At 55.2% G+C, this 13,832-nt stretch carries 21 protein-coding genes and 1 pseudogene; 18 read left to right on the forward strand and 4 right to left on the reverse strand.

What is annotated here, in order from left to right:
- Positions 1-18: 18 nt before the first annotated feature.
- Positions 19-1,053: a phage portal protein gene (locus ICA20_RS06075; RefSeq protein WP_038642819.1), complete on the reverse strand. Its 1,035-nt coding sequence runs from the start codon at positions 1,051-1,053 to the stop codon at positions 19-21.
- Entirely contained in the window at positions 1,053-2,819 is a 1,767-nt protein-coding gene (locus ICA20_RS06080; protein WP_001098422.1) for a terminase ATPase subunit family protein, read from the reverse strand. The genes ICA20_RS06075 and ICA20_RS06080 overlap by 1 nt, the downstream gene beginning before the upstream one ends.
- A 142-nt stretch (positions 2,820-2,961) precedes the next feature.
- Here ICA20_RS06080 and ICA20_RS06085 point away from each other — a divergent pair, with 142 nt between their 5' ends.
- From ICA20_RS06085 to ICA20_RS06170, 18 genes are all read left to right on the forward strand, one after another.
- Positions 2,962-3,795, forward strand: coding sequence for a GPO family capsid scaffolding protein (locus ICA20_RS06085; RefSeq protein WP_000216903.1), 834 nt, complete (start codon positions 2,962-2,964; stop codon positions 3,793-3,795).
- Positions 3,796-3,811: 16 nt separating this feature from the next.
- Positions 3,812-4,870, forward strand: coding sequence for a phage major capsid protein, P2 family (locus ICA20_RS06090; RefSeq protein ID WP_000742498.1), 1,059 nt, complete (start codon positions 3,812-3,814; stop codon positions 4,868-4,870).
- Positions 4,871-4,873: 3 nt separating this feature from the next.
- Positions 4,874-5,524, forward strand: coding sequence for a terminase endonuclease subunit (locus tag ICA20_RS06095; protein ID WP_038642812.1), 651 nt, complete (start codon positions 4,874-4,876; stop codon positions 5,522-5,524).
- Between the two features lie 95 nt (positions 5,525-5,619).
- Positions 5,620-6,084, forward strand: a complete 465-nt coding sequence (locus tag ICA20_RS06100) for a head completion/stabilization protein (RefSeq protein ID WP_000673530.1) — start codon at positions 5,620-5,622, stop codon at positions 6,082-6,084.
- Complete coding sequence (locus ICA20_RS06105; RefSeq protein ID WP_038642808.1) at positions 6,084-6,287, forward strand: tail protein X; 204 nt, start codon at positions 6,084-6,086, stop codon at positions 6,285-6,287. Before ICA20_RS06100 ends, ICA20_RS06105 begins: the two co-directional genes overlap by 1 nt.
- A gap of 3 nt (positions 6,288-6,290) precedes the next feature.
- Positions 6,291-6,506: an HP1 family phage holin gene (locus ICA20_RS06110; protein WP_000171568.1), complete on the forward strand. Its 216-nt coding sequence runs from the start codon at positions 6,291-6,293 to the stop codon at positions 6,504-6,506.
- Positions 6,487-6,999, forward strand: a complete 513-nt coding sequence (locus ICA20_RS06115; RefSeq protein WP_001069905.1) for a lysozyme — start codon at positions 6,487-6,489, stop codon at positions 6,997-6,999. The genes ICA20_RS06110 and ICA20_RS06115 overlap by 20 nt, the downstream gene beginning before the upstream one ends.
- A gap of 1 nt (position 7,000) precedes the next feature.
- Positions 7,001-7,378 carry a DNZ54_00345 family protein gene (locus tag ICA20_RS06120; protein ID WP_000727855.1) on the forward strand — a complete coding sequence of 126 codons (378 nt, stop codon included), beginning with the start codon at positions 7,001-7,003 and terminating at the stop codon, positions 7,376-7,378.
- Entirely contained in the window at positions 7,375-7,803 is a 429-nt protein-coding gene (gene lysB / locus ICA20_RS06125) for an Rz-like lysis system protein LysB (protein WP_038642802.1), read from the forward strand. The genes ICA20_RS06120 and lysB overlap by 4 nt, the downstream gene beginning before the upstream one ends.
- The gene (gene lysC, locus ICA20_RS06130; RefSeq protein WP_223229653.1) at positions 7,688-7,936 is read left to right on the forward strand and encodes an Rz1-like lysis system protein LysC; all 249 of its coding nucleotides are present in this window, start codon (positions 7,688-7,690) and stop codon (positions 7,934-7,936) included. Before lysB ends, lysC begins: the two co-directional genes overlap by 116 nt.
- Positions 7,899-8,330, forward strand: coding sequence for a phage tail protein (locus tag ICA20_RS06135; protein WP_001039935.1), 432 nt, complete (start codon positions 7,899-7,901; stop codon positions 8,328-8,330). The genes lysC and ICA20_RS06135 overlap by 38 nt, the downstream gene beginning before the upstream one ends.
- Positions 8,323-8,769 (forward strand): phage virion morphogenesis protein, encoded by a 447-nt coding sequence (locus tag ICA20_RS06140; protein WP_000829141.1) that lies wholly within the window; start codon positions 8,323-8,325, stop codon positions 8,767-8,769. The genes ICA20_RS06135 and ICA20_RS06140 overlap by 8 nt, the downstream gene beginning before the upstream one ends.
- A gap of 68 nt (positions 8,770-8,837) precedes the next feature.
- On the forward strand, positions 8,838-9,416 hold the full coding sequence (locus ICA20_RS06145; RefSeq protein ID WP_000993775.1) for a phage baseplate assembly protein V: 579 nt from the start codon (positions 8,838-8,840) through the stop codon (positions 9,414-9,416).
- Positions 9,413-9,772, forward strand: a complete 360-nt coding sequence (locus tag ICA20_RS06150) for a GPW/gp25 family protein (protein WP_000177590.1) — start codon at positions 9,413-9,415, stop codon at positions 9,770-9,772. Before ICA20_RS06145 ends, ICA20_RS06150 begins: the two co-directional genes overlap by 4 nt.
- The gene (locus ICA20_RS06155) at positions 9,759-10,667 is read left to right on the forward strand and encodes a baseplate assembly protein (protein ID WP_000268280.1); all 909 of its coding nucleotides are present in this window, start codon (positions 9,759-9,761) and stop codon (positions 10,665-10,667) included. The genes ICA20_RS06150 and ICA20_RS06155 overlap by 14 nt, the downstream gene beginning before the upstream one ends.
- Positions 10,660-11,265, forward strand: coding sequence for a phage tail protein I (locus ICA20_RS06160; protein ID WP_001086836.1), 606 nt, complete (start codon positions 10,660-10,662; stop codon positions 11,263-11,265). The genes ICA20_RS06155 and ICA20_RS06160 overlap by 8 nt, the downstream gene beginning before the upstream one ends.
- The gene (locus ICA20_RS06165; RefSeq protein WP_348957247.1) at positions 11,262-12,698 is read left to right on the forward strand and encodes a phage tail protein; all 1,437 of its coding nucleotides are present in this window, start codon (positions 11,262-11,264) and stop codon (positions 12,696-12,698) included. The genes ICA20_RS06160 and ICA20_RS06165 overlap by 4 nt, the downstream gene beginning before the upstream one ends.
- Before the next feature lie 125 nt (positions 12,699-12,823).
- Positions 12,824-13,177 carry a tail fiber assembly protein gene (locus ICA20_RS06170; protein ID WP_051594551.1) on the forward strand — a complete coding sequence of 118 codons (354 nt, stop codon included), beginning with the start codon at positions 12,824-12,826 and terminating at the stop codon, positions 13,175-13,177.
- Here the strand turns inward: ICA20_RS06170 and ICA20_RS06175 are convergent.
- Positions 13,149-13,370 (reverse strand): annotated as a pseudogene (locus ICA20_RS06175) (tail fiber assembly protein); the annotation flags it as partial. The gene ICA20_RS06170 and the pseudogene ICA20_RS06175 sit on opposite strands and share 29 nt — an antisense overlap.
- A gap of 31 nt (positions 13,371-13,401) precedes the next feature.
- A complete protein-coding gene (locus ICA20_RS06180; protein ID WP_038642791.1) occupies positions 13,402-13,683 on the reverse strand; it encodes a hypothetical protein in 282 nt (93 codons plus the stop codon).
- Positions 13,684-13,832 lie beyond the last annotated feature (149 nt).

Here is a 13,832-nt window from a genome sequence, read left to right on the forward strand (position 1 = left end):
ATATGAACGGCCTTTGTTTTATTGTGTGGGAAAGCTATATGATTCGAATTTTATAATAACTTTACCAAGCCATTTATTTACTTCTTGTATATGCTTTTGCAGTGGTGTTAGCTCATTTCGCACAAAGACGCGGCTGGCCTTCTCCACATCCCCAAACCCCCCGACATTATTAGGCATAATCCCCATCATTTGCGGCGGCACGCGGTGCGCAGCCATCATGTCATCACGGCTCACGTTTTTGATATTCAAAAACTCATCCTTCGCTGCGACTTCTGACAACGGGATAATCTGAAGTCCGTCCTTTTTGCCGTTAGGCGAGTACATAAACAGATTGCGGAAGTTGCCAGGGCCTTTGGCGCTTTTCATCGCATTGCGGAGGTTGTTCACATCCTCCTGGTTCTGCGCGGCATCGGTCATGTACATGATGAAGCCTGCATGACTACCGTTAATGTAATACTTGCGGCGGAACAGCGTGGCGGATTCGTTGAGCAGGGCTGACGGAATGGCAGAAAGATAACCGGGCAGGCCGTAGATCTCCTGGTTGATGTCCGGTTCCATCAGATGAAAAATACTGCCTTTCGTGAACTGATACGGTTGCGTGGTCATGCCGTATTGCACAAACCAGTAGGTATCCAGGTCTAACCCGCGTCGGGTGTATTTTGCCAGGGCAGGTTCAAGGGCGATAACTTCACCGAAGCGGTTCGTGCGTTTTTCCAGGTAGGCGTTACCAAATACCAGATAGTCCTGCACAAAACGTGAAAACGCCTGCTGGCTGAGCAACGGGTGAGGGATATAGGTGCTGGTCAGAATATTGCACTTTACTGCAATCGGTGAGCTGTGATGCACGGCGGCGCGGAAGGTTCGCGCCAGTCCGTCAAAACTCACTGGCGGCTCATACCAGCGATCTGTCTGTACGCATTCCACATAGTCCAGCAGTTCGCGGCGGTCCAGTACTGGAATGGGATCGCCGAAGCTGAATGCTTCGGCTGAAGTCTGGCTTTTATGCTGGGTCTGGTTCTGCGACGCAGCGCGGTTCTTCTTACTCTTTCCCATCAAAAAATCTCCACAATATTACTTGTATTGGCGGACTCGCCCTGCAGTGGTTCGTTAAACAGTGCGTGCATTGTTGCCCAGGCCAGATCGGCGTGGCTGGCTTCTTCGCTGCGGCTGGCTTCATAGGTCGGGCGGTTGCCGCTGGCGGTGGTGGCGCGACGGATTGCCATAAATGATTGCGCAATGTCGGTGTGCCCGGCGTCAAACTCCAGACGGCGGTGGCTGATAATGTCGTAGGCCTTGAGTACCAGCGCGTTTTTAACGTTGGGGTTGTAGACAAACTCCCGGACGGCAGGAAAGAACGCTTTCACGTTCTCATAAACCCCGTGACCGACGCCGGTCGAGTCGATGCCGATATAGGTCACGTTGTACTGTTCGGTCAGTTTTTTGATGGCGTCCGCCTGGGCGCGGAAGTCCATCCCGCGCCACTGGTGACGCTCAAGAATGCGGAACTTACCGCCCGGCACGGCTGGCGGAGCCACCACAACGCATCCGGCACTGTCGCCGTTCTGCGTACCTTTTGCCGGGTCATAACCGATCCACACCTCGCGCCAGCCAAACGGGCGCAGGGCCAGTGCATGAAAGTCGGTCCAGACTTCCCAGCTGTCCACCATGCACGCCTGCAGCTCGCTGAGCGGGAACACGGACGCGAGATCGTCTACGAACTCACACATCAGCAGGTTCTGGTATTCGTCCGGGCTGTACTCCATGCGCAACTGGTCGAGGTCGAACAGGTTACAGCCGCCGCGCACCGCATCTTCCACGGTGACTATCTGGCGGTATTGCCCGTCTGCGCACAGCAGGCCGGGGGCCAGATTGTTGTGGGACAGGTCGATGTCCACCTTATCGGCTTTGTTGCGCCCACGGTTGAACAGCGCACCGGACCAGAACGGATAAGCACTGTGTGTCAGGCTGGATGGCGTGGAAAAATAGGTTTGTCGCCATTTTTTGTGAATAGCCATACCGGATGCCACTTTGCGCAGCTCCTGGAATTTCGGTATCCAGAAATATTCATCCAGATACAGGTTGCCGTGGTAACTCTGGGCCGTGCGGGCATTGGTGCCGAGGAAGTAAAGCGTGGCTCCGTTAGGAAGCACCATCGGATCGCCTTTTAGCTCCACCTCGACTTCTTTGGCGAAGTCGATGATGTATTGTTTAAAGACGTGGGCCTGAGCCTTACTGGCAGAAAGGAAAATCTGGTTACGTCCGGTAAGCAGGGCGTCAATCAGGGCTTCACGGGCAAAATAGAAGGTTGCGCCGATCTGGCGAGACTTCAGCAGGTTGCGGATGCGGTTGGTTTTTCCGGCTTCCCACCAGTGGCGCTGGTAGTTGAACATGGAGGAATGGAAGATTTCTTCCAGCTTCTCAATCTGCTCATCGGTGAAAACATTCTTTTCCGGCTGACGGCGTGGGCCTTTGTTGCGGTTGGCGACGTTAGGGTTTAAGTCGGCTTCGTTACCGCCATTGTTAAACTTGCCGATCCGCGCGTGGCGCTCCGACTGGCGCGCCAGCAGGTCAATTTCTTTGAAATCTTTCCCTTCTTTGTGCTCCTTCATAATGAGCTGGCAGTAGCGTGCGGCGGTGGTGAGCTGCATCTGATCCAGCGGCCCATAGTCACCCCACTTGTCGCGTTTTTTCCAGCTGTGAACGGTTGCAACTTTCTCGCCCAGCATTTCAGCAATGCGGGCTACGCGGTATCCCTGAAAGTACAGCAGCATGGCCTGCCGACGGGGATCGAGATCTGCGGGTGTCAGTGTGGTGTTCATGGCACAAACCTACAGCCTTGAATGAAGGCTTTCCCCGCCTGCGGTTTGTGTGGTTGTCGGTACAAATACCGCGCATTGTTTCACTGCCCCCATCACCGCAACCATAAGGCTCCAGTAAGTTTTTTCTAACGGAGCACGGCTCATGACAGTGAAAGTAAAGCGTTTTCGCATCGGGGTGGAAGGTGCCACCACCGACGGACGCGAAATCCAGCGTGAATGGCTGGAACAGATGGCAGCCAGCTACAACCCGACGGTGTACACCGCGCTGATTAACCTTGAGCACATCAAGTCTTATCTGCCGGACAGCACCTTTAACCGCTACGGCAAGGTGACGGCGCTGTTTGCTGAAGAAATCACGGAAGGTCCGCTGGCAGGCAAGATGGCGCTGTATGCCGACGTTGAGCCAACGGAGTCCCTGGTGGAGCTGGTGAAAAAAGGCCAGAAATTATTCACCTCTATGGAAGTCAGCCCGAAGTTCGCTGATACGGGCAAAGCCTACCTGGTCGGCCTGGCTGCCACTGATGACCCTGCCAGTCTGGGCACTGAAATGCTGACATTCAGCGCCAGTGCAGCCCATAACCCGCTGGCAAACCGCAAGCAGAATCCTGCCAATCTCTTTACCGCTGCAGAGGAAACGGTGATCGAACTGGAAGAAATCCAGGATGACAAACCGTCCCTGTTTGCCCGTGTCACGGCGCTGTTCACCAAAAAAGAGCAGTCCGATGACGCCCGGTTCTCTGATGTGCATAAGGCCGTGGAGCTGGTCGCCACTGAGCAGCAGAACCTGAGCGCACGCACCGAAAAATCCCTGTCTGAGCAGGAAGAACGTCTGTCTGAGCTGGAGACTGCCCTGCAGGCACAGCAGACCGCCTTTAACGAACTGGTGAATAAGCTGAGTCATGAAGACAGCCGCCAGGACTACCGCCAGCGTGCAACAGGCGGTAACGCCCCCGCTGACACTCTGACCAATTGCTGATGGAGCACAAAACCTGATGAAGAAGAATACCCGCTTTGCTTTTAACGCTTACCTGCAGCAGCTGGCGCGTCTGAACGGTGTGGCAGTTGAAGAACTGTCCAGCAAGTTCACCGTGGAGCCGTCTGTGCAGCAGACGCTGGAAGACCAGATCCAGCAATCCGCCGCTTTCCTGACGCTGATTAACGTCACGCCAGTGACCGAGCAGTCTGGTCAGCTGCTGGGGCTGGGTGTTGGCAGCACCATTGCCGGAACCACTGATACCACCGCAAAAGAGCGTGAGCCTGTCGATCCGACGCTGATGATCGATGTGGAATACAAATGCGAGCAGACCAACTTTGACACGGTGCTGACCTACGCGAAGCTGGACCTGTGGGCGAAGTTTCAGGATTTCCAGGTGCGTATTCGTGACGCGATCGTGAAACGTCAGGCACTGGACCGCATCATGATCGGCTTTAACGGCGTGAAGCGTGCGAAAACCTCAAACCGTAGCGAAAACCCGCTGCTGCAGGATGTGAATAAAGGCTGGCTGCAGAAAATCCGTGAGGATGCACCGGATCACGTCATGGGCAGCACCACCACGGGCGGTGAAACCACACCGGGTGCGGTGAAAGTCGGGAAAGGTGGCGAATATGCCAACCTGGACGCCGTGGTGATGGATGCCGTCAATGAGCTTATCGACGTGGTCTACCAGGACGATGACGATCTGGTGGTGATTTGCGGTCGTGAACTGTTGTCTGACAAGTATTTCCCACTGGTCAACAAAGAGCAGGAAAACAGTGAAAAACTGGCTGCCGATATGATCATCAGTCAGAAACGCATGGGTGGCCTGCAGGCCGTGCGTGCGCCGTTCTTCCCGCCGAATGCACTGCTGATCACCCGTCTGGATAACCTGTCCATCTACTGGCAGGAAGACACCCGCCGCCGTTCAGTTATCGACAACCCGAAACGTGACCGGATTGAAAACTTTGAATCCGTTAATGAAGCCTATGTGGTTGAGGACTACCGCTGCGCCGCACTGGTGGAAAACATCCAGATTGGTGATTTCAGCGCCGCCGCAGCCGAAACCGGAGCGTAATCCATGAGCCTGAGTCCCGCACGGCAGCATCGCCTGCGCGTTCAGGCTGAACAGGCCGCCCGCGAGGGCGGCAGTGTTCGCCACGCATCGGGCTATGACCTGATGCTGCTGCAACTGGCGGAAGACCGCCGCCGTCTCAAGGGCGTTCAGTCCACGGTCAAAAAAGCGGAAATCAAGGTGGAGCTGCTGCCGAAGTACGCCGCCTGGGCAGAGGGTGTCCTGGCTGCCGGAGGCGCTCAACAGGATGACGTGCTGATGTACGTGATGCTGTGGCGCATTGATGCCGGAGATTATGCCGGGGCGCTGGAGATCGGGCGTCATGCCCTGCGTCATGGCTGGGTGATGCCGCTGGGTAACCGCAAAGTGCAGACCGTGCTGGCAGAGGAAATGGCAGACGCCGCGCAGAGCGCAATGCTTGCCGCCACCGGCTTTGATGCTGATCTGTTGCTGCAGACGCTGGAGCTGACAGACGGTCTGGATATGCCGGACCAGTCACGGGCGCGTCTGCATAAAGCGATTGGCGCTGTCCTGAGTGAAAGCAATCCGGCGTCCGCCCTTAATCATCTCAACCATGCGTTACAGCTCGATCCCCGCTGTGGCGTGAAAAAAGACAAACAGCAGCTGGAGCGCAGACTGCGCAATGACAGCCGCTGACAGAACGTGCCCCCGCGCACGGGCGGCACGGGGTGGCGAAAGGCACTGCCACATCAAAACCCCGTCCACCGCCCTCTATTTCAGGAGAAAGCAGCATGAAGTTTGTTGCGCCAGAACAGGCACCGGAACAGGCGGAAATCATCAGAAATACGCCGTTCTGGCCTGATGTGGACCTGTCGGAGTTTCGCAGTGTCATGCGCACTGACGGCACGGTGACGCAGCCGCGTTTAAAGCAGGTTGCGCTGTCGGCAATTTCGGAGGTCAACGCAGAGCTGTATGAGTTTCGCAGACGTCAGCAGATGCTGGGGTATGTGTCGCTGGCTGAGGTTCCGGCGGAACAGCTGGACGGCAAAAGTGAGCGCATTCAGCACTATTTCAACGCGGTTTACTGCTGGGCACGCGCCATGCTCAACGAACGATACCAGGACTATGACGCCACGGCATCCGGTGTGAAGCGAGGCGAGGAACTGGCGGAATCCAGCGGTGATTTGTGGCGTGACGCCCGCTGGGCCATCAGTCGGGTGCAGGATGCGCCGCACTGCACAGTGGAGCTTATCTGATGAAAGTGCGTGCGCATCAGTATGACACGGTGGACGCGCTTTGCTGGCGTCATTACGGGCGCACGCAGGGTGTCACGGAGCAGGTACTGAAGGCAAATCCGGGGCTTGCCGAATATGGCCCCTTTTTACCTCACGGGCTGCAGGTGGAGCTGCCGGACATTCCGACCACCACCTCCGTGCAGACCGTCCAGCTATGGGACTGAATTATGACGCTTGAGCGAATCAGCGCCTTTATCACGTACTGCATCGCCGTTGTGCTGGCCTGGCTGGGCGATTTGTCCATCAAGGATGCCTCAACTCTGGGCGGCCTGATGATTGGTGTGCTGATGCTGGCTATCAACTGGTACTACAAACACAAAGCCTACCAGCTTCTGCGCGACGGGCAGATCTCGCGGGAGGACTATGAATCCATCAATCGTTAAACGCTGCCTTGTCGGGGCCGTGCTGGCTATTGCTGCCACGCTGCCGGGGTTTCAGCAGCTTCACACCTCCGTGGAGGGGCTGAAACTGATTGCCGATTACGAAGGCTGTCGTCTGCAGCCGTATCAGTGCAGCGCGGGCGTCTGGACCGACGGCATTGGTAACACGTCAGGCGTCATTCCCGGCAAAACCATTACGGAACGACAGGCAGCAGAAGGACTGATTTCCAACGTGCTGCGTGTGGAGCGGGCGCTGGAAAGGTGTGTGAAACAACAGCCGCCGCAGAAGGTATATGACGCTGCGGTGTCGTTTGCCTTCAACGTGGGAACGGGCAATGCCTGCAGTTCCACGCTGGTGAAATTACTCAATCAGCGGCGCTGGGCGGATGCGTGCCGACAGTTGCCGCGCTGGGTTTATGTGAAAGGTGTGTTTAATCAGGGGCTGGATAACCGCCGTGCGCGGGAGATGGCCTGGTGTTTACAGGGAGCAAACTGAAATGAAAAAGAAATTAATCAGCGGACTGTTTCTGATGTTATGGATGGCGCTGTTAATCGCAGCAATGGTGTATCCGCAGGGGATCTTTCCGGTACTGGCAGCGTCCGGCGTTTGGGTAGCCTGTTTGCTGACATGGGCGGTAATTCCGGTAGCACTGGCTGCGTTAATTCAGAATGGCCCGCTCTGGCAGGAGTTAAGGGCATCTTTGCTGAAGACAATTACCCGAAAAGAAAATGTATTTATCTGTTGGGTGATGCGATTGCTGATTGTTGTAAGTCTCGCATGGACGGGGTGGGCTATTACCCTGGTCTTTTATCTGCTGACCGTTATTGCCTTCTGGATCACCCGTAATCAGATGGCGCAACAGGTAGCAGCATGAACCGGTTGCTGCTGGGTGTGCTGGCGTTATTACTGGCGGCGCTGGGCTGGCAGACGTGGCGGCTGGCTGATGCCAGCCAGACCATCAGCACGCAGGCAAACGAGCTGCAGAGCAAAAGCCAGGCACTGGCAAAGAGCAACAGCCAGCTTATCAGCCTGTCCATTCTGACTGAAACCAATAACCGGGAGCAGGCGCGGCTCTATGCCGAAGCAGAACAGACCAGCGCACAGCTGAGACAACGACAACACCGGATCGAGGAACTGAAACGTGAGAACGAGGATTTACGCCACTGGGCTGATACTCCTTTGCCTGCTGACATTATCCGGCTGCGGGAACGTCCGGCACTCACCGGAGGTGCAGCTTACCGTCAGTGGTTGTCCGCGAGTGACGCCGTGTCGGCTGGAGCAGGCAGCACCGCGCACTAACGGTGATCTGAATGCGTTGCTGGATGAAACGGAGGCCGCCTGGGCGGTCTGTGCAGACAAAGTGGACATGATTATTGCGTGTCAGGAGCGAAACAGTGAACAAACCACAATCCCTGCGCCACGCCCTCAATAAAGCGGTGCCTTATGTCCGCAATAACCCGGACAAACTGCATCTGTTTGTGGATAACGGTTCGCTGGTTGCCACGGGGGCCAGCTCCATGTCGTGGGAGTACCGTTACACACTGAACGCGGTGATTGAGGATTTCAGCGGCGACCAGAATCTGCTGATGGCCCCGGTTTTGCTGTGGCTGAGGGATAACCAGCCCGATGCCATCAATAACCCGGCGTTACGGGAAAAGCTATTCACCTTTGAGGTGGATATTCTGCGCAACGATGTCTGTGATATCAGCCTGAACCTGCAACTGACGGAACGTGTGCTGGTCAGCACTGACGGCAGTGTGTCGAGCGTTGAAGCTATAGCGGAACCTGATGCACCTGAAGAAATGTGGACGGTGAAACGTGGCTGAACTGCAGAAGGTGGACGACTGGCTGAGTGCCTTGCTGGCGAATCTGGAACCAGCCTCGAGAAGCCGCATGATGCGCCAGCTGGCGCAGGAACTTCGCCGGACACAGCAGCAGAATATCAGGATGCAGCGCAACCCTGACGGCAGCAGCTATGAACCGCGACGGGTAACAGCACGCAGTAAAAAAGGCCGTATCAAACGTCAGATGTTTGCAAAGCTGCGCACCACAAAATACCTGAAAACTGCCGCCAGCACCGACTCTGCCAGCGTGCAGTTTGAAGGCAAGGTGCAGCGCATTGCCCGCGTTCACCATTACGGCCTGCGAGATCGCGTCAGTCGTAAGGGACCGGAGGTGCGTTACGCAGAGCGTCGCCTTCTGGGTGTAAATGATGATGTTGAGGCAATGACCCGCGACATGATTCTGCAATGGCTGGCGGGGTGATCTTTGTATCAGTACTGATACAAGTTGCAGCACTGCCGCCTTTCTTTCCCTGATGGCAACCTTTCCCTATGAACGCACAATTAACCGAAATCATGCGCCTTATCACCAACCTGATCCGCACAGGGGTAGTCACCGAAGTGGACAGGGAAAACTGGCTTTGCCGGGTGAAAACGGGCGAGCTTGAAACCAACTGGATCAGCTGGCTGACGCTGCGTGCCGGGAATGCCCGTACATGGTGGCGACCATCGGAAGGTGAGCAGGTGGTGCTGCTGAGTCTGGGCGGCAATCTGGAAACCGCCTTTGCGCTGCCCGCTGTCTATTCGAATCAGTTCGCACCACCGTCGACGTCGGCGGACGCCTGCGTGACAGAACATCCTGACGGTGGCTGGTTTGAATACGAACCCGCCACCGGGCGCTGGTATGTCAGGGGCATCAAATCAATGGTCATTGAGGCTGCTGACAACATCACCATGAAAACCAGTGAGTTTGTACTGGAGGCTGACCGCACGCGCATTAACAGCGAAGTGGTGATCAATGGTGGCGTTACCCAGGGCGGCGGAGCGATGAGTTCTAACGGGATCGTGGTTGATGCGCATCAGCATACTGGCGTCCTGAAAGGCGGCGATACAACCGGAGGCCCGGTATGACGCTTTATAGCGGGATGAACAATACCAGCGGCAAAGTCATTACTGATATTGATCATCTGCGCCAGTCGGTGCGGGACATTCTGCTGACACCGCAGGGTAGCCGTATTGCCCGCCGGGAATATGGTTCCCTGCTGTCGGCACTGATAGATCAGCCACAAAATCCGGCATTACGCCTGCAGGTCATGTCGGCAGTGTATGTGGCGCTGAGTCGCTGGGAGCCACGGTTGACGCTGGATTCCATCACCATCAACAGCAATTTTGACGGTTCAATGGTGGTGGAGCTGACCGGGCGGCGGAATAACGGTGTGCCTGTGTCCCTTTCCGTATCAACAGGAGCAGAGAATGGCAGTGATTGACCTTTCGCAGTTGCCTGCACCGCAGATTGTGGATGTGCCGGACTTTGAGACGCTGCTTGCCGAACGCAAGGCAGAATTTGTGGCGCTTCATCCGAAAGATGAGCAGGAAGCAGTGATCCGCACGCTGGAACTGGAATCTGAACCCGCCACTAAATTGTTGCAGGAGAACGCTTACCGTGAGTTGCTTCTGCGCCAGCGCATTAACGAAGCCGCGCAGGCGGTGATGGTGGCTTACGCGATGGGCGGCGATCTTGACCAGCTCGCTGCCAACTACAACGTGACACGCCTGACGGTGACGCCTGCTGATAATGATGCTGTGCCGCCCGTTGCAGCTGTGATGGAAAGCGATGAAGCGTTGCGCCTGCGTGTGCCTGCAGCCTTTGAAGGGCTTTCTGTTGCGGGGCCAACTGCAGCTTATGAATTTCATGCCCGAAGCGCCGACGGTCGGGTGGCGGATGCCAGTGCAACCAGCCCGGCACCTGCAGAGGTGGTGCTGACTGTCCTTAGCCGCGAAGGCGATGGAACTGCAGAAAAAGACCTGCTGGACGTGGTGGAAAAAGCTCTGAACAGTGAGAACGTCCGCCCGGTGGCTGACCGTCTTACGGTTCGCAGCGCAGAAATCATCCCGTATCGCGTGGAAGCCACCATTTTTCTCTATCCGGGACCGGAAGCAGAGCCGGTAATGGCAGCGGCAAAAGCCAGTCTGCAGAAGTACATTGCCAGCCAGACGAGGCTTGGCCGGGATATTCGCCGTAGCGCCATCTTTGCTGCTCTGCATGTTGAGGGTGTTCAACGTGTGGAACTGGCTTCTCCGCTGGCGGATGTGGTCCTGAACAAAACACAGGCGGCATCATGTACGCAGTGGAGCGTAACCAACGGAGGAACGGATGAATAGTCTGCTGCCACCGGGTTCAACTTCACTGGAGCGCCGACTGGCGCAAACCTGTAGCGGGATTTCTGATTTGCAGGTGCCGCTGCGTGACTTGTGGAATCCGGCTACCTGTCCGGTCAGCTTCCTGCCTTATCTCGCCTGGGCGTTCTCTGTGGATCGCTGGGACGAGGGCTGGACAGAAAGCGTCAAGCGCCAGGTGGTGAAGGATGCTTTTTATATTCATCAGCATAAAGGGACCACCAGTGCCGTGCGGCGGGTGGTGGAGCCGTTCGGATTCCTGATCCGCATTATTGAGTGGTGGCAGACCGGAGAAACACCGGGCACGTTTCGCCTGGATATCGGCGTGCAGGACCAGGGCATCACTGAAGATACCTATCTGGAACTTGAGCGACTGATAAGCGATGCCAAACCATGTAGCCGCCACATGATCGGCATGTCCATCAATCTGCAGACCAGCGGCCCGCATTGGGTGGGAGCCGCCAGCTATCTTGGCGAAGAAATCACGATCTATCCGTATATCAACGAAACGATTATTTCCGGTGGCACCGCGCATGAAGGCGGGGCGGTCCATGTTATTGACACAATGAGAGTGAATCCATGAGCACAAAATTTTATACCCTGCTGACGGATATTGGCGCGGCGAAACTTGCCAGCGCCGCCGCGCTCGGTGTGCCGCTAAAAATTACCCATATGGCGGTGGGCGATGGCGGTGGAGTATTGCCAACGCCGGACGCAAAGCAGACGGCACTGGTAAATGAGAAACGCCGGGCTGCGCTGAATATGCTTTATATCGACCCGCAGAACAGCAGCCAGATTATTGCCGAACAGGTGATCCCTGAAAACGAGGGCGGTTGGTGGATACGTGAAGTGGGTCTGTTTGATGAGTCCGGGGCATTGATTGCCGTGGGCAACTGCCCGGAAAGCTATAAGCCGCAACTGGCTGAAGGTAGCGGGCGCACTCAGACCGTGCGCATGGTGCTGATTACCAGCAGCACGGACAATATCACCCTGAAAATCGACCCTGCTGTAGTGCTGGCAACCCGCAAGTATGTGGATGACAAGGCACTGGAGCTGAAGGTGTACGCGGATGATCAGATGGCAAAACATCTTGCCGCACCGGACCCGCATTCACAGTACGCGCCAAAAGCCAGCCCGACATTTACCGGAACCCCCAAAGCGCCAACGCCAGCGGCGGGGAATAATACCACGCAGGTTGCGACCACTGCGTTTGTACAGGCGGCACTGACGGCCCTTATTAATGGTGCGCCAGCCACGCTGGACACGCTGAAAGAAATAGCCGCAGCCATTAACAATGATCCGAATTTCAGTACCACCATTAACAATGCGCTGGCACTAAAAGCACCGTTGTCGAGTCCGGCACTCACCGGAACGCCAACAGCCCCCACGGCGGCGCAGTCGGTCAACAATACACAGATTGCCACTACGGCTTTTGTGAAATCGGCGATTGCAGGAATGGTGGGTTCTGCACCTGCTGCACTGGATACACTGAACGAACTGGCGGCGGCACTGGGGAATGATCCGAACTTTGCCACGACAATGCTTAATGCGCTGGCAGGTAAACAACCGCTGGACAATACGCTTACCAATTTGAGTGGAAAGGATGTAGCTGGTCTTCTCACATACCTTGGTTTGAAAGAAGCCGCAAAACGGAACGTGGGAACTGGCGCGAACCAGATACCAGATATGTCATCATTTGTGCTAACCGGTATTGGCTCTGACAATCTTTTAGTCAAACTTCCAAATGGCCTAATTATTCAGGTGTTTCGACGCAATATTTCTAACTCAAAAAATATCGGCGTTGCGACTGTTAACCCTGTTACTTACCCAACTCCATTCCCAAATACTGTGTGGGGGGCTTTTTGTACAAAGATGACATTTGCACAAATTGTCACGTCATGTGAAAGCGTTACTCTTTCAGGACTTAGCGCTACCACTGCACTTGTAAGTGGAGATAACGGAAGTTCAGCAAATCCCGATGCTTCTGCTGCGGTCTTTCTTGTTATTGGAGCTTAATCATGACAACTAACACTAATGTTGAAGATGTGTCAGTGCCTTTGCGTACCTCTGGATTTATATGGGATGCAAAAAATAACCTCTTGCTGTCTTATGTGCTTAAAACCGAGTACGAAGCGGCAGGAATGTGGCCTGAGAATGGCATCGATGTTTCTGATGAAGTATCAGCCGAATTTACCGGACAGCCACCGGAAGGAAAAACTATTGGTGTGGGGGCTGACGGGATGCCTGCGTGGGTGGATATGCCGCCACCCACGCGGGAGGAGTTGATTTCTGCCGCTGAACAGATGCGCCAGCAACTACTGACCCATGCTGACGCTGTTATGCTGGACTGGCGAACAGAACTGATGCTCGGTGAAATCAGCGACGCCAACAGAGCGAAGTTGTCAGCGTGGCTGGCCTATAAAAATGAGGTTAAAGTGGTCGATGTCACAACCGCCCCGGAACACGTTAACTGGCCTGTCCCCCCGGAGGCGTAGGCCAGTTGATATCCGGCGCGCTGGAGGTGTCTACCGCGTCCAGCGCGTCGAGATAATCCAGCCACAGATTGTACTGCGCCAGTTCATCACCTTTAAGTCTGCCGATAGCCGCCTTACCGGGCCACTGCTTACTGTTGACATATTCAGTGGCTTCATTAATCAGGAGACGTTTTTTATTCTCTGCCGCACTGATAGCGGACTCTTTTGCGGTTATTACCGTGAAACTACCCATTTAACATCACCTCCCAAATCTGCGTTTCACTCTCTTCTGCATCTGAACCGTAGAAGCCAATTAATTCTACGATGATCTCTCCTGACTCCTTTCTGGCATTCAGTACAGGATTGGGGGTTAACACAGATACAAAATCGACCGCGATATCGCCATCATTCAGGATGCTAAAATCGAATGAATCGGCAACATCATCAACTTCAATCGTTAATACATCACCGTTTGCCGACACTTTCATGACGTAATCAGAACGCTGCGGGGTAAAGATTGCTTTCATTAGAACCATCTCCCAACTGCTGTATATCCAAGATATGCCGCTGCATTTTGCACATTGCTAATCAGCGCCAGTGACGTCCCAGTCAGTGAACTACCGCGAACGGAAGGCCACGATGATGTACCACCTGTTGATAGTGGAGCAGAAGGTGC

The sequence above is a fragment of the Citrobacter sp. C5_2 genome, from assembly GCF_014596845.2.
GTDB lineage: Bacteria > Pseudomonadota > Gammaproteobacteria > Enterobacterales > Enterobacteriaceae > Citrobacter > Citrobacter werkmanii.